General features: G+C 27.4%; 20 protein-coding genes and 8 tRNA genes. 14 read left to right on the plus strand and 14 right to left on the minus strand.

The genetic code is table 4. The annotated features are described in order from the left end of the window. Window positions 1–7: 7 nt before the first annotated feature. Genes EXC37_RS01270 through dnaE form a run of 3 tightly spaced genes read right to left on the minus strand, consistent with a single transcriptional unit; the run spans window position 8 to window position 5,239 of the window. Complete coding sequence (locus tag EXC37_RS01270; protein ID WP_006608563.1) at window positions 8–1,381, minus strand: hypothetical protein; 1,374 nt, start codon at window positions 1,379–1,381, stop codon at window positions 8–10. A gap of 28 nt (window positions 1,382–1,409) precedes the next feature. Beyond that, on the minus strand, window positions 1,410–2,309 hold the full coding sequence (locus EXC37_RS01275) for a 5'-3' exonuclease (protein ID WP_006608562.1): 900 nt from the start codon (window positions 2,307–2,309) through the stop codon (window positions 1,410–1,412). Continuing rightward, on the minus strand, window positions 2,309–5,239 hold the full coding sequence (gene dnaE, locus EXC37_RS01280; protein ID WP_029892064.1) for a DNA polymerase III subunit alpha: 2,931 nt from the start codon (window positions 5,237–5,239) through the stop codon (window positions 2,309–2,311). The genes EXC37_RS01275 and dnaE overlap by 1 nt, the downstream gene beginning before the upstream one ends. A gap of 343 nt (window positions 5,240–5,582) precedes the next feature. Between dnaE and EXC37_RS01285 the strand changes: the two genes are divergently transcribed. The 12 genes from EXC37_RS01285 to EXC37_RS01340 all read left to right on the plus strand — a co-directional run bounded on the left by EXC37_RS01285 (window position 5,583) and on the right by EXC37_RS01340 (window position 12,052). Beyond that, window positions 5,583–5,659, plus strand: a tRNA-Pro gene (locus EXC37_RS01285). 1 nt (window position 5,660) lies between these two features. Next, a tRNA-Ala gene (locus tag EXC37_RS01290) sits at window positions 5,661–5,737 on the plus strand. Window positions 5,738–5,743: 6 nt separating this feature from the next. Next, a tRNA-Met gene (locus EXC37_RS01295) sits at window positions 5,744–5,820 on the plus strand. 32 nt (window positions 5,821–5,852) lie between these two features. Continuing rightward, window positions 5,853–5,928 (plus strand) — tRNA-Ile (locus EXC37_RS01300). A gap of 1 nt (window position 5,929) precedes the next feature. Further along, window positions 5,930–6,022 (plus strand) — tRNA-Ser (locus tag EXC37_RS01305). Between the two features lie 31 nt (window positions 6,023–6,053). Beyond that, window positions 6,054–6,130 (plus strand) — tRNA-Met (locus EXC37_RS01310). A 3-nt stretch (window positions 6,131–6,133) separates the two neighbouring features. Beyond that, window positions 6,134–6,210, plus strand: a tRNA-Asp gene (locus tag EXC37_RS01315). Between the two features lie 3 nt (window positions 6,211–6,213). After that, window positions 6,214–6,289 (plus strand) — tRNA-Phe (locus EXC37_RS01320). A 505-nt stretch (window positions 6,290–6,794) separates the two neighbouring features. Further along, on the plus strand, window positions 6,795–8,000 hold the full coding sequence (locus EXC37_RS01325) for an arginine deiminase family protein (protein WP_006608559.1): 1,206 nt from the start codon (window positions 6,795–6,797) through the stop codon (window positions 7,998–8,000). A 123-nt stretch (window positions 8,001–8,123) separates the two neighbouring features. Continuing rightward, on the plus strand, window positions 8,124–9,167 hold the full coding sequence (argF, locus tag EXC37_RS01330; protein WP_029892063.1) for an ornithine carbamoyltransferase: 1,044 nt from the start codon (window positions 8,124–8,126) through the stop codon (window positions 9,165–9,167). 37 nt (window positions 9,168–9,204) lie between these two features. Continuing rightward, window positions 9,205–10,143 (plus strand): carbamate kinase, encoded by a 939-nt coding sequence (gene arcC, locus EXC37_RS01335; protein WP_006608557.1) that lies wholly within the window; start codon window positions 9,205–9,207, stop codon window positions 10,141–10,143. Between the two features lie 193 nt (window positions 10,144–10,336). Then, the gene (locus EXC37_RS01340) at window positions 10,337–12,052 is read left to right on the plus strand and encodes an APC family permease (protein ID WP_029892062.1); all 1,716 of its coding nucleotides are present in this window, start codon (window positions 10,337–10,339) and stop codon (window positions 12,050–12,052) included. A 101-nt stretch (window positions 12,053–12,153) separates the two neighbouring features. Here EXC37_RS01340 and hpt read toward each other — a convergent pair whose 3' ends face one another. The 11 genes from hpt to EXC37_RS01395 all read right to left on the minus strand — a co-directional run bounded on the left by hpt (window position 12,154) and on the right by EXC37_RS01395 (window position 22,427). Continuing rightward, window positions 12,154–12,693, minus strand: coding sequence for a hypoxanthine phosphoribosyltransferase (gene hpt, locus EXC37_RS01345; RefSeq protein ID WP_029892061.1), 540 nt, complete (start codon window positions 12,691–12,693; stop codon window positions 12,154–12,156). A gap of 26 nt (window positions 12,694–12,719) precedes the next feature. Continuing rightward, window positions 12,720–13,370, minus strand: a complete 651-nt coding sequence (locus tag EXC37_RS01350; RefSeq protein ID WP_006608555.1) for a deoxynucleoside kinase — start codon at window positions 13,368–13,370, stop codon at window positions 12,720–12,722. Between the two features lies 1 nt (window position 13,371). Continuing rightward, window positions 13,372–14,046 carry a deoxynucleoside kinase gene (locus EXC37_RS01355; RefSeq protein ID WP_029892060.1) on the minus strand — a complete coding sequence of 225 codons (675 nt, stop codon included), beginning with the start codon at window positions 14,044–14,046 and terminating at the stop codon, window positions 13,372–13,374. A 28-nt stretch (window positions 14,047–14,074) separates the two neighbouring features. Then, entirely contained in the window at window positions 14,075–14,566 is a 492-nt protein-coding gene (gene greA, locus EXC37_RS01360; RefSeq protein ID WP_006608553.1) for a transcription elongation factor GreA, read from the minus strand. A 68-nt stretch (window positions 14,567–14,634) separates the two neighbouring features. Next, window positions 14,635–15,303, minus strand: coding sequence for a BC85_0335 family putative methyltransferase (locus tag EXC37_RS01365; RefSeq protein ID WP_006608552.1), 669 nt, complete (start codon window positions 15,301–15,303; stop codon window positions 14,635–14,637). A 1-nt stretch (window position 15,304) separates the two neighbouring features. Further along, the gene (gene ruvX, locus EXC37_RS01370) at window positions 15,305–15,730 is read right to left on the minus strand and encodes a Holliday junction resolvase RuvX (RefSeq protein ID WP_029892059.1); all 426 of its coding nucleotides are present in this window, start codon (window positions 15,728–15,730) and stop codon (window positions 15,305–15,307) included. Further along, on the minus strand, window positions 15,723–18,347 hold the full coding sequence (alaS, locus tag EXC37_RS01375) for an alanine--tRNA ligase (RefSeq protein ID WP_036445938.1): 2,625 nt from the start codon (window positions 18,345–18,347) through the stop codon (window positions 15,723–15,725). Before alaS ends, ruvX begins: the two co-directional genes overlap by 8 nt. 11 nt (window positions 18,348–18,358) lie before the next feature. Beyond that, entirely contained in the window at window positions 18,359–19,474 is a 1,116-nt protein-coding gene (mnmA, locus tag EXC37_RS01380; protein WP_006608549.1) for a tRNA 2-thiouridine(34) synthase MnmA, read from the minus strand. Window positions 19,475–19,572: 98 nt separating this feature from the next. After that, window positions 19,573–20,835, minus strand: coding sequence for a phosphoglucose isomerase-related protein (locus EXC37_RS01385; protein WP_051660721.1), 1,263 nt, complete (start codon window positions 20,833–20,835; stop codon window positions 19,573–19,575). Further along, window positions 20,828–22,084: a glucose-6-phosphate isomerase gene (locus tag EXC37_RS01390; protein ID WP_006608547.1), complete on the minus strand. Its 1,257-nt coding sequence runs from the start codon at window positions 22,082–22,084 to the stop codon at window positions 20,828–20,830. Before EXC37_RS01390 ends, EXC37_RS01385 begins: the two co-directional genes overlap by 8 nt. A gap of 10 nt (window positions 22,085–22,094) precedes the next feature. Beyond that, window positions 22,095–22,427: a hypothetical protein gene (locus EXC37_RS01395; RefSeq protein ID WP_006608546.1), complete on the minus strand. Its 333-nt coding sequence runs from the start codon at window positions 22,425–22,427 to the stop codon at window positions 22,095–22,097. Between the two features lie 254 nt (window positions 22,428–22,681). Here EXC37_RS01395 and EXC37_RS01400 point away from each other — a divergent pair, with 254 nt between their 5' ends. Then, entirely contained in the window at window positions 22,682–24,262 is a 1,581-nt protein-coding gene (locus EXC37_RS01400) for an MAG3090 family protein (protein ID WP_051660720.1), read from the plus strand. A gap of 73 nt (window positions 24,263–24,335) precedes the next feature. Beyond that, window positions 24,336–25,697 carry a glycine--tRNA ligase gene (locus EXC37_RS01405; RefSeq protein ID WP_006608544.1) on the plus strand — a complete coding sequence of 454 codons (1,362 nt, stop codon included), beginning with the start codon at window positions 24,336–24,338 and terminating at the stop codon, window positions 25,695–25,697. The last annotated feature ends 9 nt before the right edge of the window (window positions 25,698–25,706 follow it).

Here is a 25,706-nt window from a genome sequence, read left to right on the forward strand (position 1 = left end):
AACTTCCTTATTCAATAATAGGGCTAATTCAATTTTCATCAATTTCTTTGATTTGTTCAGTTATTTTTTCTTCATTATTTAAAATTTCTATTTCATCATTTTTATCTTTTTCTTGATTAACTTCTATTTCTTGTGTTTCTAGTAAAGTTTTTATTGATTCAATTCTACTTGTGTCATTATTCTTAATTTTAATTTCATTTGTTTCAATTAGTTCTTTAATTGACCAATTAACATTATTATTATCTTCTGGTTCAATTTTAACTATTTCTTCTTTTGTGTTTACTTTTTCATCTAAATGAGAAATTTTTACGTTATTGCTTATTTTGTTTTTAATTTCTACTTGTCCTTTAGATTTTTGATTGATTATTTCAATGTTCAAGTTTTCATTAGTTTGTTCATTTTGATTTAATCTATTTTCTGATATTTTTGCTTCACTAATAGTTTCTTTATTTTTATTTTCTAATTTTTCAATATCACTTGTTTTTTCTGAATATTGAGCAAGTTCTTTTTTTGTAACATAAAAAGAATTATTAATAAAATCTCAGTTTGTTTTTTGAGCCATTCTCTTAATAATTGCAAAATATTCTTTTACAGCAGAACTATAATAAAAAATACTATTGTGTTTTTTTAGATATTGTTCAATTTCAACTAAATTTTTTCTTTTTTCATTTAAAAATTTGAAAAATGAAAGAGGTTTAATTGTTATTAATTTAATTATAGAAAAGGCAAATAGGAAAAATATTAAAAGATACATTAAATATGGCGAAAAAGCTAAAGCATATAATAAATTTGCTATTGTATCAAAAAAAACTCCAGTATTATAAGAAGCATTTGGAAATACTATAGAATAATTATTTTGGTTACTGAATGAATAAATTCATCCTTTGGTAAAGAGCGATGATACTTCTTTTGCATTATAAAACCATTTATTTTCCATTCTTTGTGAAACTAAAATGGCATGATAAATAAGAGCAGCAATTAAAAGCATACTTCATACAAAGATTAAAATATGTTTTTTTAGTAAAAAATAATCTACTCTTATGTATTGTTTGAATCACTGAAAGTAATATTTTTTTAAAGCAAATCCTAATCATCTAACAATAAAAGTAAATAACACACCAAAAATTATTAAAATCATTAAATCACCAAAAGCTAAACCAAAAGAATATAAATAAATTTTTCTTAATACATTCGTTATTGAATTGTTTTGGTCAATTAAATTTTGATATTGAAGCAGAATAAAAGCAACAGAAATAATTAAAAAAGAAATGAATTTTAAAATTTCAAAGGGAATATTAAAAGAAACATCACCGACAATATCATTTGGAGCTTTTTTTTCTACTTTTTTTAAATTAAGTTTAAAACGTTTAATCTTTTGCATAGTTTAATTTTACTTTTTAAATTCAAAATTAATATCTATTAAATATATATTCATAGCACTTGGTTAATTTATGCTCTTTTAATAATTCTTTGCCTTTTTCATTGTTGGTATATAAAAAATGTTCATAATTTTTAATATTAGTATCCATATCAACATCTTTGTTTAGAAGCGCTAATTTTTTGCATAGAAAAGCATTATTTTTGTCATTTAATAATTTTTCTTTTTGCTTACCTTTTATTTGTTCGATATTTTGATATATATTTTCAAGAGATCCAAATTCATTTAAAAGTTTTACTGCTCCTTTATCTCCGATACCATTAACTCCTGTTAAATTATCTGAAGCATCACCAGCAAGTCCTTTAAAATCAGGAATTTGTGATGGTAAAATACCGAAAATAGTTTCAAAATTATCCAAATTGACTATTCTATAGCCATATTCGTTTTTTGCATTTTGCGCAATTATAGTATTTTCATTAACTAGTTGTAATAGATCTTTATCTTTAGAAAAAATGATATTGTTTGTTTCTTTTGTTTTTGCTAAAGTGGCGATTAAATCATCCGCTTCATCTCCAATTTGTTCAAATCATTTTATGTTCAATCCTGTTAATATATCTTTAATTAGTGCAAATTGTTCAAAAATAATTTCTGGTGCTTTATTTCTCCCACTTTTATATCCTTCAAATTCATTATGTCTTTTTGTTTTACCATTAGCATCAAATGCAATGAATAAATATTTTGGATCAAATGCTTCAATTAATTTTGCTAGGGAAATTAAAAAGACATGAACTCCGTTAACATAAATACCTTTTGGAGATTTCATTAAATAATTTATATTGTTGGGATTATATGATGCGTAAAAAGATTGAAACATCAATAAATTACCATCAATTAACAAAAAATTTTCTTTCTTGGCATTGTTTGTTTTCATTATTTAACCTCTTTTCAATCAATTATTTTAGGTGTTGAATATTTATAATTAATTTTGATAAGAACAATTTTATGTTTTTTTATACCCTCAAAATAATTGTAAAAGTTAGGACTAAAGTAAAAAATTATTTCTCGTGAACTATCTTTACATTTTAAATAGTAAAAATCTTTATTTTTTATTTTTCGCATATCTAAATATTCAACAACAAATCACTCTTCATCTCCGGGAGTTAAATTATTAAGTCTTTTTGGAAAATCTTTTTCGTATTTAGATGTTAAATGAACATTGTATATTGATCCTAATAATTCATTTTCACAGTTCATTTCATACTCTAAATCTTGTTCTTGATCAAAATAAATATTCAATTCTAAATAATTCATTTTGACAATTTTTTCTTTAACTTCTGAGTAGGATTTAGCAGTTGAAAATAAATTATATATGTCTTTTACATATTTATCGCAATGCTGAATATATTTGATATGTCCAAAATCTCTAAAAACATTAGCTCTTGTTAAAGTATCAAGTGCAGCATCCTTTAATCCGGCAAATCTTAATCTTAAGAAAATTTCTACTATGTTGTTTGAATATTCACCATTTTCTTCTTTATCTTTTAGTATTTTGTTTATTCCTTCATTTCCAAAACCTTTAATTAAATTAAATGGAAGATATAAATTACTGTTAATAATTTGACAATTATTACTTGAATACAAAATGTTAGGAGAATAAACAATAAATCCCATTTCTTTTGCTTCATCTACATATTTTTTAATAGTTTCCTGTGCGCCTTGTGATGATGAGATAAGAGCATTGTAAAAATAAAGCGGATAATGTTTTTTGTAATATGCCATTTTCATAGTCAAATATGCATAACTTACAGCGTGACTTTTATTAAAACCATAAAGTCCGAATAATTTTATATTTTCATAAATCTGATTAGCTATATTTACATTCACATTATTTTTTTCTGCACCTTCAACAAAAATTTTCTGATATGATGCGACTTCATCTTCATGTTTTTTTCCAATTGCTCTTCTTAAAAAATCCGCTTCAATAAATGACATGTTTGCAACTTTTTGAGCAATCTGCATAATTTGTTCTTGATAAACAATAATTCCAAAAGTGTTTTTTACAATTTCATCATATCTAGGATCAATTGTTAAAACTTTAACATTTTTATTTTTACTTTCGGCATAGTTATCAATATATTTTTTTGGTCCTGGTCTAAAAAGAGAAATGATTGCATATAAATCATCAAAAGCATCTATTTTTACCTTTTTTACAGTACTTTTCATACCATTTGATTCCAACTGAAAAATTCCTTCAGTAAATCCACTATTTAACATTGAAAATGTATCTTTATCATTTATAAGATGAGAATTTTGTTTAATTAAATTATCAAAATGTAGGTTAGGTTCAATATGCTGCTCAATTTGACTAATTTCTGTTAAAGTTTTTAAACCAAGCAAATCTATTTTTAGAAGGCCATAATCTTCAATGTAATTCATTGAGAGTTGAACTTGTTGAAAAATATTATCATTTGACATCATTGATGGAACTAACTTGTTTATAGGCGTTTGAGAAATTATTAAACCTGCAGGATGATAGCCTTGTTGACGTGGCAGACCTTCAATTTTAAGAGCAAAATTTAGTAACTCTGGATAATTTTCAATGGCAATTTTAAAATGTAAATTATTGATTATTGAGTCTTTTAATGATGCATTTAATTCTAGTGTTTTAGAAATTTTATTTACTTCCACATTATTTATATAGTTAGTTCCTAAAACTCTTGCGACATCTCTTATTGCCATTTTTGCACCAATAGTTTGAAAAGTGGAAATTAACGCAGTATTTTCGAAACCATATTTCTCTTTTAAATAGGCAAATACTTCATTTCTTCGGTCATCTTGAATATCAATGTCAATATCTGGTCAGCTTAATCTTCCGGGATTTAAAAAACGTTCAAAAAGTAAACCGTATTTAAGAGGATTAATTTTGGTAATACCAAGCAAATAAGAAACAAGTGATCCTGCAGCGCTACCTCTACCTGGACCAACAGCAATTTTATTCATTTCTGCTCAATGAATCAAATCTTGAATGATTAAAAAGTAATTAGTAAATTTAAAATTTTTAATAATTTCGAATTCATACTTTAATCTTTCTTCTCAATTTTTGTATTCTTTTAATTCATCTTGTTTTTTTTCTAAAGCATTGTTAATAAGATTTATAAGATGATTATTTGCTTCTAATTCATTAAAATTATTAAAGTGTGCCAAATCTAATTTTTTTTCAGGAAAGATAACATTACATTCATCAATAATTTTATGCATTCTTTCAATTATTATTTGTGGAATTTCTAACTCACCAAAATAATCTGGGTAATCATTTGATGAAACTTCTAAATTTCCAATTTGTTGTAGAATTCTTAAAGCAGAATTATCTTCTTTTTTAATTAATTTATTTTCTCTTAAATAAATACCATTTGAATGTTCAAGATCTAAAGAAGGAATAAAATAATTTTTATTTGAGAATAATAATTCCTCTCCTTCTTTTATGAAGTATCCTAAAGTTGGATGATCAAGAATGAAAATATCATTTGAAAAAGCGAAATCATTTAATGTCAAATTTTGATCTTGACTTTTTAACAAAATTAATTTATTTATTAATTGATAACCCAAATAATTTTTAGCTAGCAAAATTATTCTATATTTTTTATTTTCTTTTTCATAGTCTAAATCAACACCGATAATGGGTTTAATTTCATTTTTTTGACAAAGTTTTAAAAACTCTCCCAAAGCAAATAAATTATTATGATCTGTTAAAGCTACTGCTTTAAGATTATGTTTTTTGCTTTCAGTAACTAATTCTTCAATTCTAATTAAAGAATTTAGAAATGAGTATTCAGTAGTGTTGTATAAATGCACTAATTTCATATTTTCACCTTTGATATTTTTTATGTTAAAATTCTATTGAGTCGACATTGAGGTATTTTATCCAATGTTTCCAGTCTGAATTTTCAGACTTTTTTAATTACCATATATTTTTATTTAAAATAATAATATATTAATAATGTTATTTATTATTCAATGATTTGTAAAATAAATAAAAAAAGAAAAAATTTACGTTTTATATTTTTTTTGCTATAAATATATACGCAAAGTAATTGAAATTTATTTTGTCAAGAGCTGAAAAAAATATTATTTAGAAAAAAACTAAAAATACTTTTATTGATTTTTTTCTATGCTATAATAATCATGCTTTTTATCACATTAGCATGGAGAAGTAGCTCAGCTTGGTAGAGCGCTTGGTTTGGGACCAAGTGGTCGCAGGTTCAAATCCTGTCTTCTTCACCATGGGGGATTAGCTCATTTGGCTAGAGCACTTGCCTTGCACGCAAGGGGTGGTGGGTTCGAATCCCATATCCTCCACCATTTTATGGCGTTGTAGCTCAGTTGGTTAGAGCATCCGGTTCATACCCGGAAGGTCATGAGTTCGAATCTCATCGACGCTACCAATTTATATGGAATTTTGCCTAACTGTTTTTTCGGACCTATAGCTCAACGGTTAGAGCAACCGGCTCATAACCGGTTGGTTACAGGTTCGAATCCTGTTGGGTCCACCAAGGGTGATTACCCAAGTCCGGCTGAAGGGAGCAGTCTTGAAAACTGCCAGGGGCTTCACGGCCCGCGGGGGTTCGAATCCCTCATCACCCGCCATTTGCTTGTAAAAGCGCCAATTTAATCACATCGCGGAGTGGAGAAGTTAGGCATCTCGCAGGGCTCATAACCCTGAGGTCGTTGGTTCAAATCCAACCTCCGCCACCAAAAGGTCCAGTGGTAAAGTGGTTTAATACGTCTCCCTGTCACGGAGAAGATCGCGGGTTCGATCCCCGTCTGGACCGCCATTTGGCTCTGTAGCTCAGTTGGTAGAGCAACGGACTGAAGCTCCGTGTGTCGCTGGTTCGATTCCTGCCGGAGCCACCATATCATGAAAATGTACTTCGCTTTGTCGAAGTTTTTTTATGGCTTTAAATAGTTAGATAAATTAAAAGACAATTTTCAAAATTGTCTTTTTTCTTTATTTCTGCAAACTTTGAATATTTAGATTGACTAATTTGACTATTTGATAGAAAAAAATAGTAAATTTATTAAAACAAAAAACAAATAAATAGTAAATTTCAATTTTTCAAAATTGTCAAAAAATACTATAAAAAAATAGAATATTGACAAATTAATTATCACTAAGAATACTGATATTGATTAATAATTTAAAAATAGGAAAAATTAAATTTATTATAAAAAGTTGTAAAAACATTGAAAAGTGCAAAAATATAACTTTTTTCATCAAAAAAATAAGTTTTTTTACTGAAAAATAAATTTGAAAAATTTTTTTCTTTTTTTGAAAAATAGTATAGTAAGAGCAGGTAAAGTCACACTAATGCTTTACCTTTGAAACAAAATTATTATCTTATCTTACAAGGAGAAATTCGTGAGTAAAATCAACGTTTATAGTGAAATTGGTGAATTAAAAGAAGTTTTAGTTCACACTCCAGGAGACGAAATTAGGCGCATCTCACCTAGTCGTCTTGATGAATTATTATTTTCAGCTATTTTAGAACCAAACGAAGCTATTAAAGAGCACAAAGGTTTCTTAAAAATTTTACAAGACAAAGGAATTAAAGTTATCCAACTTTCAGATCTTGTTGCTGAAACTTATACATACCACGCAACTCAAAAAGAAAGAGAAGCGTTTATTGAAAAATGACTTGATGAGGCAGAACCAGCTTTAACTAAAGATTTAAGAGCTAAAGTTAAAAGCTATGTACTTTCAAAAGAAGGAACACCAGTAGCAATGGTAAGAACAATGATGGCCGGTGTTTCTAAGCAAGAATTGAATGTTGAATCAGAAACTGAATTAGTTGTTGATCCAATGCCTAACTTGTACTTTACACGTGATCCATTTGCATCAGCAGGTAATGGTATTTCATTGAACAACATGAAATATGTAACAAGAAAAAGAGAAACAATTTTTGCAGAATTTATTTTTGCAACTCATCCAGATTACAAAACAACACCACATTGATTTGATCGTTTAGATGAAGGAAACATTGAAGGTGGTGACGTATTCATCTACAACAAAGACACATTAGTAATTGGGGTTAGTGAAAGAACAAACAAAGAAGCTATCCTTACAATCGCAAAAAAAATTAAAAACAATAAAGAAGCAAAATTCAAAAAAATCGTTGCAATTAATGTGCCACCAATGCCAAACTTAATGCACTTAGATACATGATTGACAATGGTAGATAAAGATAAATTCTTATACTCACCAAACATGCTATCAGTTTTAAAAGTTTGAGAAATTGACTTATCAAAAGAAATTGAAATGGTTGAAACAAACAAACCATTAGCAGATGTTTTAGAAAGCATCATTGGTGTTAAACCAGTTCTTATTCCTATTGCAGGTAAAGGTGCTACTCAATTAGACATTGATATTGAAACACACTTTGATGGTACAAACTACTTAACAATAGCTCCAGGCGTTGTTGTTGGTTATTCAAGAAACATCAAAACTGAAGCAGCTCTTAGAGCAGCAGGTGTAACAGTACTTTCATTTGAAGGTAACCAATTATCACTTGGTATGGGTTCAGCAAGATGTATGTCAATGCCATTAGTAAGAGAAGATGTTAAATAATTTTAGTTATTCATATTTAAATAATTAATACTCTTTAACATTTTTCTTATTAAATTTATCTAACTATAAAAAAGCAACAAAAACAAATTAATTTTTACAATAGATAATTTTATAAGGAGAAATATGCCAATTAATTTATTAGGTCGTAGCTTAGATTCAGCTTTAAATTTAACAACAGATGAAGTTAACTACGTATTAGATCTTTCAATCGATCTTAAAAAAGCAAAACAACAAGGATTACACGTTAACTCACGTCCTCTTGTTGGAAAAAACATTGTTATTTTATTCCAAAAAGATTCAACAAGAACACGTTGTGCTTTTGAAGTGGCAGCTGCTGATTTAGGTGCATCATGTACTTACATCGGACCTGCAGGTTCAAACTTTGGTAAAAAAGAATCAATCGAAGATACAGCGATGGTTTTAGGGCAAATGTATGATGGTATTGAATTCCGTGGATTCAAACAAGCAGATGTTGATGCTTTAGTTAAATACTCAGGTGTACCAGTATGAAATGGTTTAACTGATGCAGAACACCCAACACAAATGTTTGCAGATTACATGACTGTAAAAGAATTTAAAGGTGATTTAAAAGGTAAAAAAATTGTTTTTGCCGGAGATATCAAAAACAACGTTGCTCGTTCATTAATGATTGGTGCTGCTTTCTTTGGAATGCACATTGTATTATGTGGACCTAAAGCACAACACGAAATTGTTAAAAATGGACCAGAACACAAAGCAGTTTATGAAGAAGTTCAAAAATTATTTGCACGTAATGGTGGATCAGTAACATTTTCAGATAACAAATTAGAAGCTGCAAAAGGTGCAGATGTTATCTATACAGACGTATGAGTATCATTAGGTGAAGATTTCTCATTATTTGAACCACGTATCCAAGAATTAGGTGCTTTCCAAGTAGATATGGAAATGATTAAAGCTGCTAAAGAAGATGTAATTTTCTTACACTGCTTACCAGCCTTCCACGATGACCACACTTTATTCTCAGCCGAAATTAAAGAAAAATTTGGAAACAAATATCCAGTTGTTAAAACAGGTGCAATGGAAGTTACTGACGAAGTATTCCAATCAAAATACAACAAATCAATCCAACAAGCTGGAAACCGTATGCACACAATTAAAGCTATTATTTTAGCAACATTAGGTTACTAATTCAATAGTAAATTAGTTTTTTAAGGAAATTTAAAAGATGTCAAAAATTGTTATTGCATTAGGTGGAAACGCATTAGGAAATAATCCACAAGAACAGAAAGAACTTGTAAAAGTTCCAGCTAAAAAAGTAGCTGAATTAATTAAACAAGGTCACCAAGTGTTAGTAGGACACGGAAATGGTCCACAAGTTGGAATGATCTTCAACGCTTTTGCAGATGCAAAAAAAGTTAATGAAAAAACACCATTAGTACCATTTGCTGAAGCTGGTGGAATGAGCCAAGGTTACATTGGTTACCACATGTTAACAGCTATTTCAAATGAATTACACAAAGAAGGTTTGGGCGATAAAGATGTTTTATACTTTTTAACTCAAACTATTGTTGATGCAAATGATAAAGCTTTTGCTAATCCTACTAAACCAGTTGGACCTTTCTATGCAACAAAAGAAGATGCAGAGAAAAACAATCCAAATTCAACAATTGTTGAAGATGCAGGTAGAGGATATAGAAAAGTTGTACCATCACCAAAACCACTTGATGTAGTTGGTATGAATGGTATTAAAAAAGCTTTTGATCAAGGTGCTGTAGTTATCGCAGGTGGTGGTGGAGGAATTCCAACCATTGTAAAAGCTGATGGAACTTATGAAGGAGTTGACGGAGTTATTGACAAAGATTTTGCTTTAGCTAAAATTGCTTCTAAAGTTAATGCCGACAACTTTATTGTTCTAACAGCAGTTGATTATGTTTACGTAAATTACAATAAACCAGATCAAAGAAAACTAGAAACAGTTACTGTAAGCGAATTGGAAGAATACATTAAACAAAACCAATTTGCTCCAGGTAGCATGCTTCCAAAAGTTGAAGCAGCAATCGCCTTTGTTAAAGAAAACAAAAACAATGTTGCAATCATTGCCTCACTTGAAAAAGTGGGAGAAGCAATTAATGGTACCTCAGGTACTAGAGTTATTAATGGATAATTTCCTAAATAAATTAGCAAAATATAAAAAAATAACAATTACGATTTAATAAAGATATAAGATTTCTCACTATTTAAAATAATATTATAAAATTACAATGTATTAATAATACAAAATTAACCTAATTGTTCTTAAACATAGGGATTTAAGACAATTAAAATACAAAAAAATATAGAAAGATAAAAGGATAATTATGAGCAAAGAACAAGAAACAAAATTTGCTCAAGAACCTTCTAAACAAAGAAAAATTTCTTTCTTCTCAGCGATGCTTATTGTTATAGGTGGGTCTGTTGGAGCTGGAATTTTCTTTAAATCTGGTGGTGTTCTTGGCAATGCTCAAAGTAGTTTAATTCTTGCCATTATCTCTTGAATTCTTGCCTCATTTGCTGTTATTGCAATGGGGATTGCTTTAATTGAAATTGCGAGTGTTAAAAATGACAACTTGTCACTTATTGGTTGAGCAAAAGTATTCAACGGTAAAATTGTGGCAAATGCTACTAAAAACTTCATGGTATATGTTTATTTACCATTAACATACTTCTTTATGCCTCTTTATGTGTTCTTACCATTACAAGATGGTATAGGATCATTAATTGATAAAGATTCATTTACATTTGGAACTAGTGCAGACTGATTAATTTGAACAATTATTTCATTAGTTATGACAGTTTACTTCCTTGTAGTTCCTGCATTATGATCAAAAGTTGGTGACGTTCAAAACAAAATTGTTACCTACATTAAATTCTTACCATTAGCCTTTGTTGCATTATTGGGTATTATACTTGCAATCATTGGTAAAGGTGGTACAGCAGATATTCATGCCGGTTTAGATAAAGCCGTTACAAAAACAGTTGCACAAGGTGCACAATTCAAAGAAATTTTCGGATTAGGTGCTGGTTTTGGTGTTTTCTTATCATTAACAGCAATCTTCTTCGCATATGATGGGTTCTATGTTGCTGCAGGTATTTCTTCAGAAATGAAAGAACCTAAAAAAACTCCTCTTGCTCTATTCTTAGGATTAGGAATTACAACTATTATTTACATTGTTATTGCAATCTCAATGTCAATTAACGGTGGATCATTCTACGGAATGTTAGATTTCATGAAAAATGCTATGGGAGAAAAAGCGGGAAGAATTGTTTTTGGAATCATGAACATTATGATTGCTATTGGTGTTCTTGGAATTATTAATGGTTTCTCAATGTGAGCGCCTCGTTATGTAGAAGATCTTTTAGCACAAGGTGAATTACCTTTCTGAAAAAGAGTTTACAAAAAATTAAATCCAAATAAACCAGTAGTTGGAATTGTTTATTCATTAGTAATTACTATTCCAGTTGTTATTATCTTTACTTTAATTGGTGCATTAGGTTACTTACCTGGTGCAGATTACACAATCTACAGTAATGATGCAAAACAATCAATGGCAAGACTTTACTACTTTGCTGACTTAATGTCTAACTGAACAGCTCTATTTACATTCGGTTTCATTACCATGTCAATTTTTGGAGCTATTAGAAACAAAAAAACAGGCAAAATTAAAATTAATCAAGAAGTTAAAGGCTTTAAATTCTACGCTTGAACAGCCGTACTTATGGTTTCAGCTGCTTTATTAGTAACAATTGCAGTACCATTCATCGAATTATTCTTATTAATTGGATGAAGCAATCAAGCTGTAGCTGATACATTAAAACCAGCTGCAAATCCAGAAGCAAATGAAGTTTACTTAAAACAAGCTCAAGAATTATTTACAAACGCTATAATTTCTCGTGTACTTACTGTAGTAACTTTATTAATCTATGGAGCATTAAGCTTCTTACCAATGCCTATTGAAAACTACGTAATCAAGAGAAAATATGGTTCATTACAAAGATATGAACTTGAAAAAGCAAGAATCTTAAGCACAAACTAAAAAGTAAAAAAAGGAACAATTTTGTTCCTTTTTTAATTCAATTTTTTATTATTTTTTAATTCATCAAAGTGTAAATAAAAAAGGCTGTAGAGCCATTTAATTTATAAGTATTTTTTATTAAAAATTCCAATGTAAGGCAAATTACGCATTTTTTCTTTATAATCAAGACCAAAACCAACGATAAAAGCATCAGGTACTTCAAATCCCACACAATCAACTTCTAATTCCACTTTACGGTTCATGGGTTTATTCAACAAGGTTAAAATTCTTAAACTTTGTGGTTTACGAGCTTCCAGAATATTTTTAATTTTTTGTAAAGTTATACCAGAGTCAACAATATCCTCAATAATTAAAACGTCTTTGTTTTGAATATCTTGTGCCAAATCCATGATAATTTTAACGCTTCCTGATGAATGATGAGCGCCAGCATATGAGGAAGCTGTCATAAAGTCTAAATCATGGTCAATTGTAACATCTTTAATTAGTTGTGCTAGAAAAGGAATTGAACCTTTTAAAAGACCAACTAAAACTAAATTTGAACTTGTCGCATATGTTTCATTAACTCATTTTGCTAGTTCTTTAATTCTTTGTTCAATTTGATCTTGTGAAAATAAAACTTTTTCAATGCGATAATCTACCATCTTACTCCTTAAATATTCATTTTGTTTTACTGTTTTTTAAAATTTTCAATAATTTGTATTGCTTGACTTAAAACTTCAACGTTACTTTTATTATTCACTTCGATAATGAAATAGGGAATTTGATATTTAGAAGCTAAAGCAATAAAAAGTTCTTTATAAAGATCATGTAATTGAAGAAAATAATCTTTATTATCTTCAAAATTACTAATTTCGCTTTCTCTTCCTCTTTCAAAAATTCTCTCTTTAAAAGTTTCAAAAGATATATCTAAAAAAATTGCTAAATCAGGATTTTCTTTCATATCGATAATTTCATGAAACATAGCATCAAAAGCTTTTAAGTATTTAGGAGGTTTTTTGGCTAAAGTTGCTACTGCAAAAATATAATGTTCTAAATTAAAGCGATCTAAAAAAACATGATTTTGTTCTGCACGATAACCTAAATTTTGATATTTCTCCATGGTTTTTTGAAAATTATCAGAAAGACTTTCTAAAATGTATGCTTGAAAACCAATATCAATGTTTTCTTTTTTTTCATACAATCATTTTAAAAAAGTATTAAAAACAATATCATCATTAGCAAATTCTTCTAGAAGGATTGAATCTGCATAAGTTTGATTTAAAGCTTTGGCAAGAGTACTTTTCCCCGCACCAATCATTCCACTAATAGCAATTATCATTTTAGGCCTCTAAATAACGTTTTTTGCTACTAAAATCGAAATTATCAATGATTGCTTTAGCTTTAGCAAAAACTTCATCTTCTGTCAAATTATCAGTTTCTATAATAACATAGTCTAAATTGTTTTTTTCAGCTTGTTTGATGAAAAGAGGTTTATAGAGATCATATAATGTTTTAAAATATTCAATATTTTGTTCTCAATTTTCTACCTCTACATTTCTTCCTCTTGCAAAAAGACGTTTTTTAAACGTTTCAAATGACATGTCTAAATAAATTGCTAAATCAGGAGTTTCATCTTCAGTAATTAAATGCGTAAATAATGCATCATAACCCGCTAAATATTTGGGTCCTTTAGGTCTTAAATTTACATTTGCAAAAATGTAATGTTCAATACTAAAGCGATCTAGAAATAAGTGATTATTTTTAAAAGAATAACCTTTATTTTTAAAATTTTGAATTGTGTCATAAAGTTTTGAGGTGTGGTTTTCAACCACAAATGATTGAAAACCAATTGTTAAATTAGGTTGTTTTTCATACAATCATTTTAAGAATGTGTTAAAAACTTCATTGTTTTCTTCAAATTCTTCTAACATCATTGCATTATTATATTCTTTAACTAATCTTGCAGTGAGTGTACTTTTTCCACTGCTTATCATTCCACTTATTCCTATAAGCATCGTTTCCCCTTCCATTTTTTCAATTATTCTAATATTCAAATTTTAAAACTTTAATAGAGTATTTATTTGGTACATCAACTTCAGTTACTTCGCCAATTTCAGCATCCATAATTGCAACAGCAATAGGTGATTCAGTTGAAATTTTGCCTTCAAAAGGGTTGCTATCATGACTACCCATGATAGTTACAACATGTTCTTGGTTAGTTTTTAAATTAAGATATGTAACTTTTGCTCCAATACCAATTTTTTGTCTTGCAGAAGCACTACGAGAAGATTCTTCATAAAGTTCTGCTTTTTGTAAAATATCTTCTAATTCAAGAATTCTACCTTCAATTTGAGCTTGTTTATCTCTTGCTGCATCATACTCAGCATTTTCTGAAAGGTCACCTTGCGCTCTAGCTTCTTTTAATTCGGCCTGTACAGCAGGTCTTTCAACTTTAATTAAATTTTCATATTCTGCACGATATTTATCAAGAGTTTCCTTGGTAAGTAAAATTTTATCTTCTTTCTTAATTGCCATTTTTGCTCCTTTATGTTTTTAGAATAAATCAATTTTATTAAATATAAATTTAATAAGGGAAAGGTTTTTTATTTTTTTACAATGTAGAGGAATTTGTTTTTTACATGACTAATTTCATAAAGAATTTTTTGTTCTTTTAAAATTTTAGCCATAAGTTTTAAGTCTTTTTTGTTTTCTTTATTTTGAATAACAACTAGCATACCTTTTTCATCTAGCAAAGAAAAGTATTGCTTAAAAATTTCTTGATTTGATAAATTTGAATTAATTGCAAAAATCAATTTATAAGTTTTGTTAATTTCTTTAATTAATAGGGGTTTTTTAGGAAAATATTGAGGAAAGTCTAACACAGCTAAATTTCATTGTTTAACATCAAAATTTTGATTCAATAATTCAATATTTCCATAACCTAAATAATTTAAAGTAGCATATTCATATTCTACTTTTTCACCTATAACTAAGGTATTTTTTGCTTTGTTTAAATAAGTTGTATTAATCAAATTTTCAAGATCTTTATTATCCACTTTTGGTTTTAAATGTTTTTCTAATTCAATTGGTAATTGACCAAGATTTTCACCTCTTAATTCTAGAATTATTTCATGTGCTTTCTTAGTTTCTTCATCAATAACTTTTTTTCTTAATTTTCTAGTTTTAAGAAATAAAAAACCATAAATTAATGCTGCGATTGTAATTACAACAAAAACTGAAATAATTAAACCATTTCTCACTGCAATGCTCATATTAAATTTCTTTGCCTCCGTAGTCTAAAAAGTCTTGAAGAATAAAGGTTGCAGCAAGAGTATCTTTATGTTTTTTACGCTTATTTATAGATAATTTAGCTTCTTTTAAAATTTTTTGTGCTTTAATTGTTGAACCATATTCATCTACTAAAAAAACTTTAAGATTGAAAGTTTTTTTTAATTGTTGTGCAAAAGTTTCAATCATTAAAGTTCTTTCACTTTTATCACCATTACTGCGTAATGGATGTCCTAAAATTAAAGTATCAATAGTGTTAAAGCAATTAAGTTCTTTAATTTCGTTTATAACTTGATCAAAATCTAATTCACTAAAGTTAATAGTCTTTAAACTACTTGCAATAATTCCAGAATCATCGCTAATGGCAAAACCACAAGTTTTAGTTCCTAAATCTAAGGCTAATTTACGCATTAACTAACTCTTTAATAATGTTTTCTAAATTATCTTGATTATCTATTTTTCCCATTGCTAAAATTGGTGAACCACCACCTCTTCCATTTAAAGATTTAGCAATTTTTTGGAAAAGTAAATTTGCGTTATCAACTTTAACAGCAACCACAAGTAAAGTTTGTTTTTGATCTTTTGTTCCTACAAAAATATATGCATCAGGATATTTTTCTCTTAATGTTGAAGCAATAACTTTTACTTGTGAAGGATCTAAATTAAAATTAAAGTACATTTTTTTATTATTAACATCTTCAAAATGAACATTTTCATAATCAAATTCAATGTTTGATTTTTCTTTGTTGACCTTTTTAAAATCTTCTCTTGCTTGTTCAATAAGTTTAAGGATTAAATTGTATTTATCAATGTTGTTTAAATCATTTAAATTTATTTCTAAATTGTAATTGGCGTCTAATGATTTAGTTTTATTTACAATATTATTCAATTCATTTAAGTAGAAATCAACTTGATCGCTATAGAATTTGTCAACTAAAGCATTTGAAGTAACAACCCTAATTCTAAATACTCCAGCTTGTTTTCTTTCAACAGCAACAATTTTAAAATTCTCTAATTGTGAACTATATTCTAAGTGTGTTCCACCACAGAGATCGCTCGTAACATCTCCTCATTTTACTAAACGAACATTTTTAGGATCCATATATTCAGTTTCTTGGATGGTCATAATAACGCCCATTTTTTTTGCTTTTTCAGTGGTGGTGTTTAAATATTCACGTTTAATATTTCTTTTAATGATCTCTTGCATAATTGCTTCAACTTCAGCAATTTGTGCATCAGTAGGTTTTTCATCCGCTGGAAAGTCGAAAGTAAATCTTTCATAAGTAATATCTGAACCTAGTTGTTCAATTTGCGGTCCTAAAACTTTTCTTAAAGCACTAAAAACTAAGTGTGTAGCAGAGTGATTTCTTGCTAAATTTAATCTTTTTGCACTATCGACATAACATTCGATTGGATCTTGATTATTAACAACACCTTCAACTTTATGTACATGATTTGCAAATTTGTCTTTAAAGACATCTAAAACTTTTATTTTGTTGCCGTTTTGGATCATGTATCCTTCATCATGATTTTGTCCACCAGAAGTTGCATAAAAAGGAGTTTTATCAAGAATTAAATAACCAATACCATTAATTTCATTTACTTCGTTTTCATTATTTAAAAGCATTAAAACATTCGATTTTGCTTCTAGATAATCATAGCCTATAAATTCATCAATTTTGTCTTCAATTAAAGTTAATGAATTTATTACTCCTTGCATACCTTCGGCTTTATCACCTCTTGATTTAATTGCATGTTCTTCTTTTGCAGCTTCAAATTCAACCATATTAACACTTATATTTGATGAGGCAAGAATTTCTATAGTCAGTTCTATAGGAAAGCCGTATGTATCCAACATTTTAAATGCTTCTTTTCCACTTAATTCCTTAGTGTTTTCATCAATAAATTGTTGTAGTAATAATTTTCCTTTTTCAATTGTTTTATGGAATAATTCTTCTTCATCTTTAATTGCTTTTTTTACTGGTTCAACATCATATTCAAATGGAAGAGAATTTTTTACTACTTCTACTAATTTATAGAGGAATAAATCTTTAATTCCTAATTGCATTCCTTTATAAATTGCTCTTCTAATTAAACGTCTAATAATATAACCTCTACCCACATTAGAAACTTTTGCTCCATCAGCAATAGCGTTAGTTGCAGTTCTAATATGATCGGCAATAACTTTAAAGTGCTGATTAATTAATTCTTGCTCTTTTTCCCTAGTAAAATAGTTGTTTACATCATATTTGTAATTTGAAAATTTTTCAATTTCTTTAATGATATTAATGAATAAATCAGAATCATAATTTGTTGGAGCATCTTGCATAATTGATGCAATTCTTTCTAATCCTGCGCCTGTATCAATATTTTTTTGTTTTAATTCGGTGTAATTATTTTCTCCATCATTATTGAAAGTTGAAAAAACAATATTTCAAATTTCAATATATCTATCATTTTCTATATCGTTTTGTAATAATTCAATACCACGTTGATCATATTTTTCGCCACGATCATAGAAAATTTCAGTATTTGGTCCACATGGCCCAGAACCAACATCTCAGAAATTAGTTTTTCTATCTCCAGGAATTAAGTGATTTTCTTCTACTCCATGACTTTTTCAAAGTTCCTTTGTTTCCAAATCATCTTTAAAATAAGTAAAATACAACTTATTCATGTCCATTTTCAAAATAGTAGTTAAATATTCAAAGGCAAAAGCAATAGCTTCTTTTTTAAAGTAATCACCAATTGAAAAATTTCCTAGCATTTCAAAAAATGTATGATGTCTTGCAGTTACTCCAACATTTTCAATATCATTCGTTCTAATTGCCTTTTGACTATTAACTAAACGATTTTTTGGAGGAACTTTTTTACCTGAAAAATAGTCTTTTAAAGTAGCGACTCCAGAATTAATTCACAAAAGTGAAGGATCTTTAACAGGAATTAAAGATTTTGATGGAACTTCTAAATGATCTTTTGATTTAAAAAAATTAATTCAACTTTGTCTAATTTCTTTTGATGTCATCATAATAATTTCTCCTAAACATATGTTTTTTCTTTTCCTTGAAAGTAAATTTTTTCAATAATTCCACCACCAAGGCATTTATCTCCGTCATATAAAACCACTTGTTGTCCTGGAGTAACTGCTTGAGCAGTTTCAGGATAATTTACTCTTATAAAATTATTTTCTAATAATTCAACTTTAACTTTAATATCTTGTTGTCTATATCTAAATTTTGCAGTTAAATTATTTGGATCATAATCAGTATTATTTAAATTTAAATTTGAAGCTAATAAAGAATCTGAAGTTAAAAAGCTCATATCTGAAGCAGGTGCAACATATAATATATTTTTTTGAACATCACGACCACAAACATAGTGAGGTTCGCTCATGCCACCTAAATTTAGTCCTTTTCTTTGTCCCAAAGTATAGTAGAAGCATCCTTCATGTTTTCCAACTTTCTTGCCTGTTAAAATTGAAAAGGTGTCTCCTTCTTGAGCAGGGATATAATTTTGTAAAAATTTTGTAAAGTTACGTTCTCCAATAAAACAAATTCCAGTTGAATCTTTTTTAGATGCAGTTGCTAAATTTAATTCATGTGCAATTTCTCTAATTTGACTTTTTTCATATTTAGCTAAAGGCATGATAACTTTTTTTAATTGTTCATGAGTAAGTTGTGCTAAAAAGTAGGTTTGATCTTTATCTTTATCTTTTGCTCTATACAATTTTCCATCAATCACATTTGCATAATGTCCCATTGCGATAAAATCAGCATTTAGTACATTAAAAGCATAATCAGCAAAAGCTTTAAATTTTATATATTTATTGCACAAAATATCAGGATTCGGTGTACGCCCTTTTTTATATTCTTCAATAAAATTTTCGAAAACATTGTCTCAGTATTCTTTAATAAAATCAACTCTGTGTAATTTAATACCTAATTGATTAGCTACTTTTTGTGCATCCTGATAATCTTCTTCTTGTGGACAAATATCCTGGGAAATATGTTCATTACCTAAAAAATCATTATTGAGATTTGAATCTCAATTCCGCATAAAAAGACCTTCTACATCATATCCTTCTTTTTTTAATAAATAGGCAGCAACTGAAGAATCAACTCCTCCAGACATACCTAAAATTACCTTTTTCTTCATTCACCCTCCAAACTTATCATAGGAATACTAGTATATTAATATTAAATAATAATACTAATATTATTTTTTAAATATAAATATATAAAAAAGAGTAAGTACTACTCTTTAAAACTTTTAAAAATATTATTTTTATAAACATCAACTCCAGGTTGATTAAATGGATTAACTCCATTTAAAACTCCATTCATTGTTGCAATGTAAAAAAACATTTGAAATAAAAAACCAAAATTGAATTCATTGATATTTTCTATAGTAATTCTAATATCATCTTCCTCTAGAAAATTTTCTTGTGTAATTAGTTTTTTTCTTAATAAACTTCAATTTACTTCATGTAATTTAGTTCCATCTAAATAGGGCAATTTATTTGAATATTCTTTTTCTAAATTATCTAAATTTTGCGCTTGATTATTTTTAAAATTAATAATAGTTTTTAAGACATTTTTATGTTTTAAATTCATTTGAGAATTATAAGTATTTGAAGTAAAAAGACCTTTTCCATTTTTAGATCTAGTTTCAACAAGAAGTTGAATAATTCATTTTAATATTGTTGAATTTTTTGAATTAATTATTTCAAAAAGTTCAACATTTATTTTTTTACTTAGAGAATACTTCAAAGCAGTATATTTATAAGCATAATTTTGTTCAAAATTAAAAATTTTAAAATTTTTATTTGCTTCTAAAGCACCTTTTAAATAGTTTTTAACATCAATTCCTGCACACATTAGGGGAAATAAAGTTACATTACTAAAAGCTGCAAAACGAATAACAATTTCTTCAGGAATATTAAGAAATTTGTAGTTGTTTTCACTAGCTAAATCATGTAAAACACCTTTTTTTGAATCACTTGTTATAAAAATAAGTTTTTTGGCATTATTTGCGCCTATTTTACTTTCTAATAGTTTTCTAAATTCACGAAATGCTAAAGCAGGTTCAATAGGTGCTCCACTTTTTGAAATAACATTAATTGCAAATCTTTTATTTTCAACATATTTTAATTGTTCAATTAAACTTTCAGCGCTAATAGATTGACCAACAAAAAGGAGTTCAATATTTTTTTTATTTTTATCTTTTTTATAGATATTTTCGTAAATTGTTTTTGTTGGTAAAATAGCACTACCAGTTCCTATAACCACTAAAACTTTTATATCTTTATCAACCAAATCTTTAGCTAAACTTTCAAGATATTCAATTTTATTATTTTCTAACTCTTTTTCTGGCAAATCAATTCATGCAAGAAATTTTTTCTCGATAATTTGCCGATTTAAAACATTTTGATAAACTTTATTTATTTGTTCTTGATTTTTTTCTAATTCATCTATTAAAGAGGGATTTTGGTAAAAAATTCTTAATATTTTATTCATATGATTCCTTAAAATTGAATGGATTAGTTTTTAAAAGGTAAGTTTGGTAAATAAATTCTCAATAAATAAGAGCTACAAATTTTCCTAAAGTAACTTCGCTATTATCTGTTAATGTTATTTTTGATACTGGTAGTGATGCAATATTTGACAAAGTATTTATTAAACTTTTGTTTACCTGATAAGAATATTCACTTAATTTGTTATTTTTAATTTTAAAGTTCATATCCTTTAAATTAATTTCATCACTAATTAAAAAATCTGTTTTTTCATTAATAATTTGAAAAAAAGTAACATTATTGTGGTAATTTGTATCTATCAAATATTGACCATATGTATAAATGTCTTCTGGAAAAATTGCATAAGAAGTATAAATGTTATTGTTTAGATAAAGTTGATTTTTTAACTTTGAAATATTTAAAAGAGATTGTTCTAAATTTTTGCTTGCTCCAATTAAAAATTTAATTTTATTGTCTTTAACTAATTCTGCATTAATATAACCTAATTGAAAGGCAATATTAATAGTGATATCTTTACTTGTAAAATCTTGTGAGGCAATTGAATATCCTTCTAAAAGATCTGAAATATTAGCTCCTTTTGTCAATAATAAAATAAGATTAATTTTGCTAAAAAAGGCAAAATGATTATGTAGAATATTTGGAACAATCAAAACATTATTTTCTTCTATTTTTAAATTTATTAGTTGCTCTTCAACTTCTTCTTTTGCAACAATAAACATTTTTTCTAAAGCTCGATAATAGCCAATATTTTGTTGATAAATATTGCAACAGTACTTAAGAAAATTTAAAAAAGCAGAATTAAATGGTGTTAGAGAAGCGAATAGAAAAGCAGTTGTCTCTTTTGCTAATAAATGTTTAATTTCTTCTAATTGTTCAAATCAAAAGTTGATAGAACCATCATTATTAAAAAAATGACAATTAATTTTTGAATTTTTTAACAAATCATTTTCAAATAAAAAATTTTCACCCATTTTAAAATTATCAATGCTTTGTGAATTAGAAAAAACAATCAAATCTTCAATTTGATAATCTAAAAACTTTTGTACAAATTCTTCAATTTCAATTACATTGCTTTGATTAAAATTTAATGCTAATTCATGAAATCCAAAGTTTTCATAACCAATAGCTGTTTTATTTTTTATTGCATTAATAATATTAATGGCACGGTTTTTTAAATTTTCATTATTAAAATCAGGATAATAGTTGTATGTTTTTAACTTTATAGTATTCATTTATTACCTTTTAAATCTTTTTTAAATTAACTTGAACAGAAGCAAGTAAATTATCAAAACCATGTTTTGTTGGTTGCAATTTTGCTTCAAAAGGTGAACGAGCATAAATTGCATGCAAAGCTTTAAAATTGCCTATTCCTGTTTTAGTTTCATTACTTCACTCTTCAATTAAGAAATTAATTTTTTCACCTACTTTAAATTCTTGAACAATATTTTTTTTCTTTCAATCTGTAATATTTTTATGCGGAATAGTAAAAATAAAATTTTTATTATTCACTACTATTAGTTTGTTGAAACTAACTTTTATTATTCTTCCAAAACAAATATTATTTTTTTTATACATAATTAAATATTATATATTAATGAAGCTTTAACTTTTGTAGTATATTATAATTAAAGTTTTTTTGTGACGAATTAAGCTATTTTTAAGGCAAAAAAGTAAAAAAATAAAAAAATGTGTATTTTTAATCAATTAAAATATATATTATTTTATAATTAAAACATAATAAACATATGATTATTACAATAAAATTAAGCTCAATTTTGTCTAACTTAGTATTAAATTAGCAAGATTAGACCAATTAGAGAAAGGCATTTATGAAAAGATTAAATTGTACTTATGAAGTAAAACAAGATGCTAAATACCCTTGATTACTTAAACATCCAAAAATTAAAACAGGATTAGCAAAATTCAAAACAAGACAAGAGGCACTTGAATGATACATGCTATTACAATTCGAAACAGCTATTTGATTCCAAAATGATAAAAGAATTTTTGCGGGTCAATTAACAACTGACTTAGAAGACGATGTATGAAACTACTATGTTAAAGTTGCTGGATTTGATGGTGGAGCCACATATGAAGGAATTTGTGAAGAATTGTCAATTAATCCTTCAACTTTTGAATTAGATTCAAAAAAACTTACAAAAAAACTTAAAGATTTAGATTTTGTTTTATTACATGACCCATACACATATTTCCCAGCTGAATTAGAAATTGCTAAAAAAGAACGTAAAGATTTAGTTGATCTTAAAGCAGTTGAAGAATTAAAAGCAAGATATGAAGAAAAAATTAATGTTTTAGAATCTGAACTTAAAGAAAAAGAAGAGTTAGAAAAAACAACTTTAATTAAACTTAACCCTGCTTACTACGAAAGATTAAGTGAATTAGAAACACAAAAACAATTAGATGCTGTTGCGCTATATCTTGCGAAACTTAAATACATTACAACTCACACTGAAGCAAAAAATGTTCCAGTTGAGGATTATGATAGAATCTATGACAACTTTGAAGCGTTAGAAAAAGAAGTTGCTGCCATTTCTGCTCAAAAAGATGAAAAAACAAAAAAATTATTTGATCACATTAGTGAAAAAACAAGAGAACAACAAGCAGCATTACTTAAAAAATTAACAGCTAAAGAAAATGTTAAAAATGTTCCTGAAAACTTTGCATACTACACAAATAAAAATGGTGAAAATTCTTCAGTAGCATATGAAACTTCATTTATTTTACTAGAATTAGCTCACATTGGATTTGTTGCTAAAAAATCATATCCATATCCAGTTGATTACTTAGTTGAACCAGAAAAATATTCAGTTGCAATTATCGAAGGTGATGAATTAGAAAATACAACTTCACAAAACGTAGCAAAAGAAGAAAAAGTCGAAGAAGTTAAAAAAGAAGAAAAACACCCAGCTTCATGCCAAGGAACATGCTGTGTTAAACAAGATCTTACTCCAATTAAAGAAGAATTAGTTGTTTACACAGATCCTCTTCCTGTTGAAGCAAAAGATCCTGTTGATTCAACCAAAATTAAAGAAGAATTACCAGAAACACCAAAATATGTTGAAGAAGCAACACACACTAACTTATGTCAAAATTGTGGTTGTCACAAAGTTGTTCAAGCTCCAACAACAACAGTTGAAACTACACAACACGTAGTTAATGTTGTACATAGAAATGTCAACCCAATGCCAGAGTTCTGAACTCACACACAAGTTGATCTTGACAAACTTTACATCAAAGAAGAACATGCAGTTGTTGCAGAAGAACAAGTTTACAAAAGAGATATTTGAATTCCTCTTGCTTTAATTGTTTTATTGTTGGTACTATTAGGAATTTTAGTAATTGTTGCATTAGCAATTTTAGACTATGTTGGAGTATTAACTCTTTTATAATTAACTAATAAATAAAAAAGGCATATGGGCCTTTTTTATACTTTTATTAGTCAAAAATATTAAGGATTAAAAAATGAAAAATATTGATAAAAATGTTACAAAAATTGTTAATCATTTAAAGGCCAGTGGTTTTGTATTTCAAGGAAGTGAAATCTATGGTGGTTTAGCCAACACTTGAGATTATGGACCATTAGGTTCTCTTTTAAAAGACAACATTGAAAATCAATGAAAAAAAGAATTTATTTACAAAGAAAAAAACAATTTTCTTTTAGATTCAAAAATCTTGATGAATCCACAAGTTTGAGTAACTTCTGGGCATGTTTCAAATTTTAATGATCCTTTGATTGAAAACAAAACTAATGGCAAAAGATATAGAGCTGATAAATTAATTCAGGAAATAAATCCTGATTTAGTTCCTGAAACTTTAACTTTTGAAGAAATGAAAAATTACCTTAGTCAACATTTAAAAGAATATGATGGTGCTAAAACAGAATGAAGTGAAATTAAAAAATTTAATCTAATGTTTGAAACTAAACAAGGTGTAACAGAAGATACAAAAAGTACAATTTATTTAAGACCAGAAACTACACAAGGTATTATGGTTAACTTCAAAAATGTGCAAAGAAGCATGCGTGCTAAAATGCCAATGGGTATAGGGCAAGTTGGAAAAAGTTTTAGAAATGAAGTAACTCCCGGTAATTTTATTTTTAGAACTAGAGAATTTGAACAAATGGAATTAGAAGTTTTTTGTAATCCACATGAAGCGGATGCAATTCATCAATATTACATTGATAAGTCTATGAACTTTGTCAAAACATTAGGTTTAAAAGAAGAAAATATTAAACTAAGAGCCCATGAAAAAGAAGAACTTTCTCATTATTCATCAGCTACAAGCGATATTGAATATTTATTTCCTTTTGGATGAGGAGAACTTTTAGGCATTGCAAATAGGACTAATTTTGACCTAAAATCACATATGGAAGCAACTAGTGAAGCACTAGATTATTTAGATCCATATACAAACGAAAAATATATTCCATATGTTATTGAACCTTCAATGGGACTTGACAGATTAATGTTTGCAATTATTATTGATGCCTATGAAGAAGAACAATTAGATAACAATGATGAGAGAATTGTTCTTAAATTAAACAAAAATTTAGCTCCGTATAAAGTTGCTATTTTACCTTTAGTTAAAAAATTAAATGAAAAAGCAATGAATGTTTTTAACTTATTAATTGAAAATAATATTTCTGCAACTTATGATGAAACAGGTTCAATAGGTAAAAGATATAGAAGACAAGATTCAATTGGAACTCCATATTGTGTAACAATTGATTATGATACTTTAGAAGATGAATCAATTACAATTCGTGATCGTGATTCTATGGAACAAAAAAGAATTAAGATCAATGATTTATTAAACTACTTATAATTCTATAAA

Source organism: Mycoplasmopsis columbina (genome assembly GCF_900660685.1).
Taxonomy (GTDB): domain Bacteria; phylum Bacillota_I; class Bacilli_A; order Mycoplasmatales; family Metamycoplasmataceae; genus Mycoplasmopsis; species Mycoplasmopsis columbina.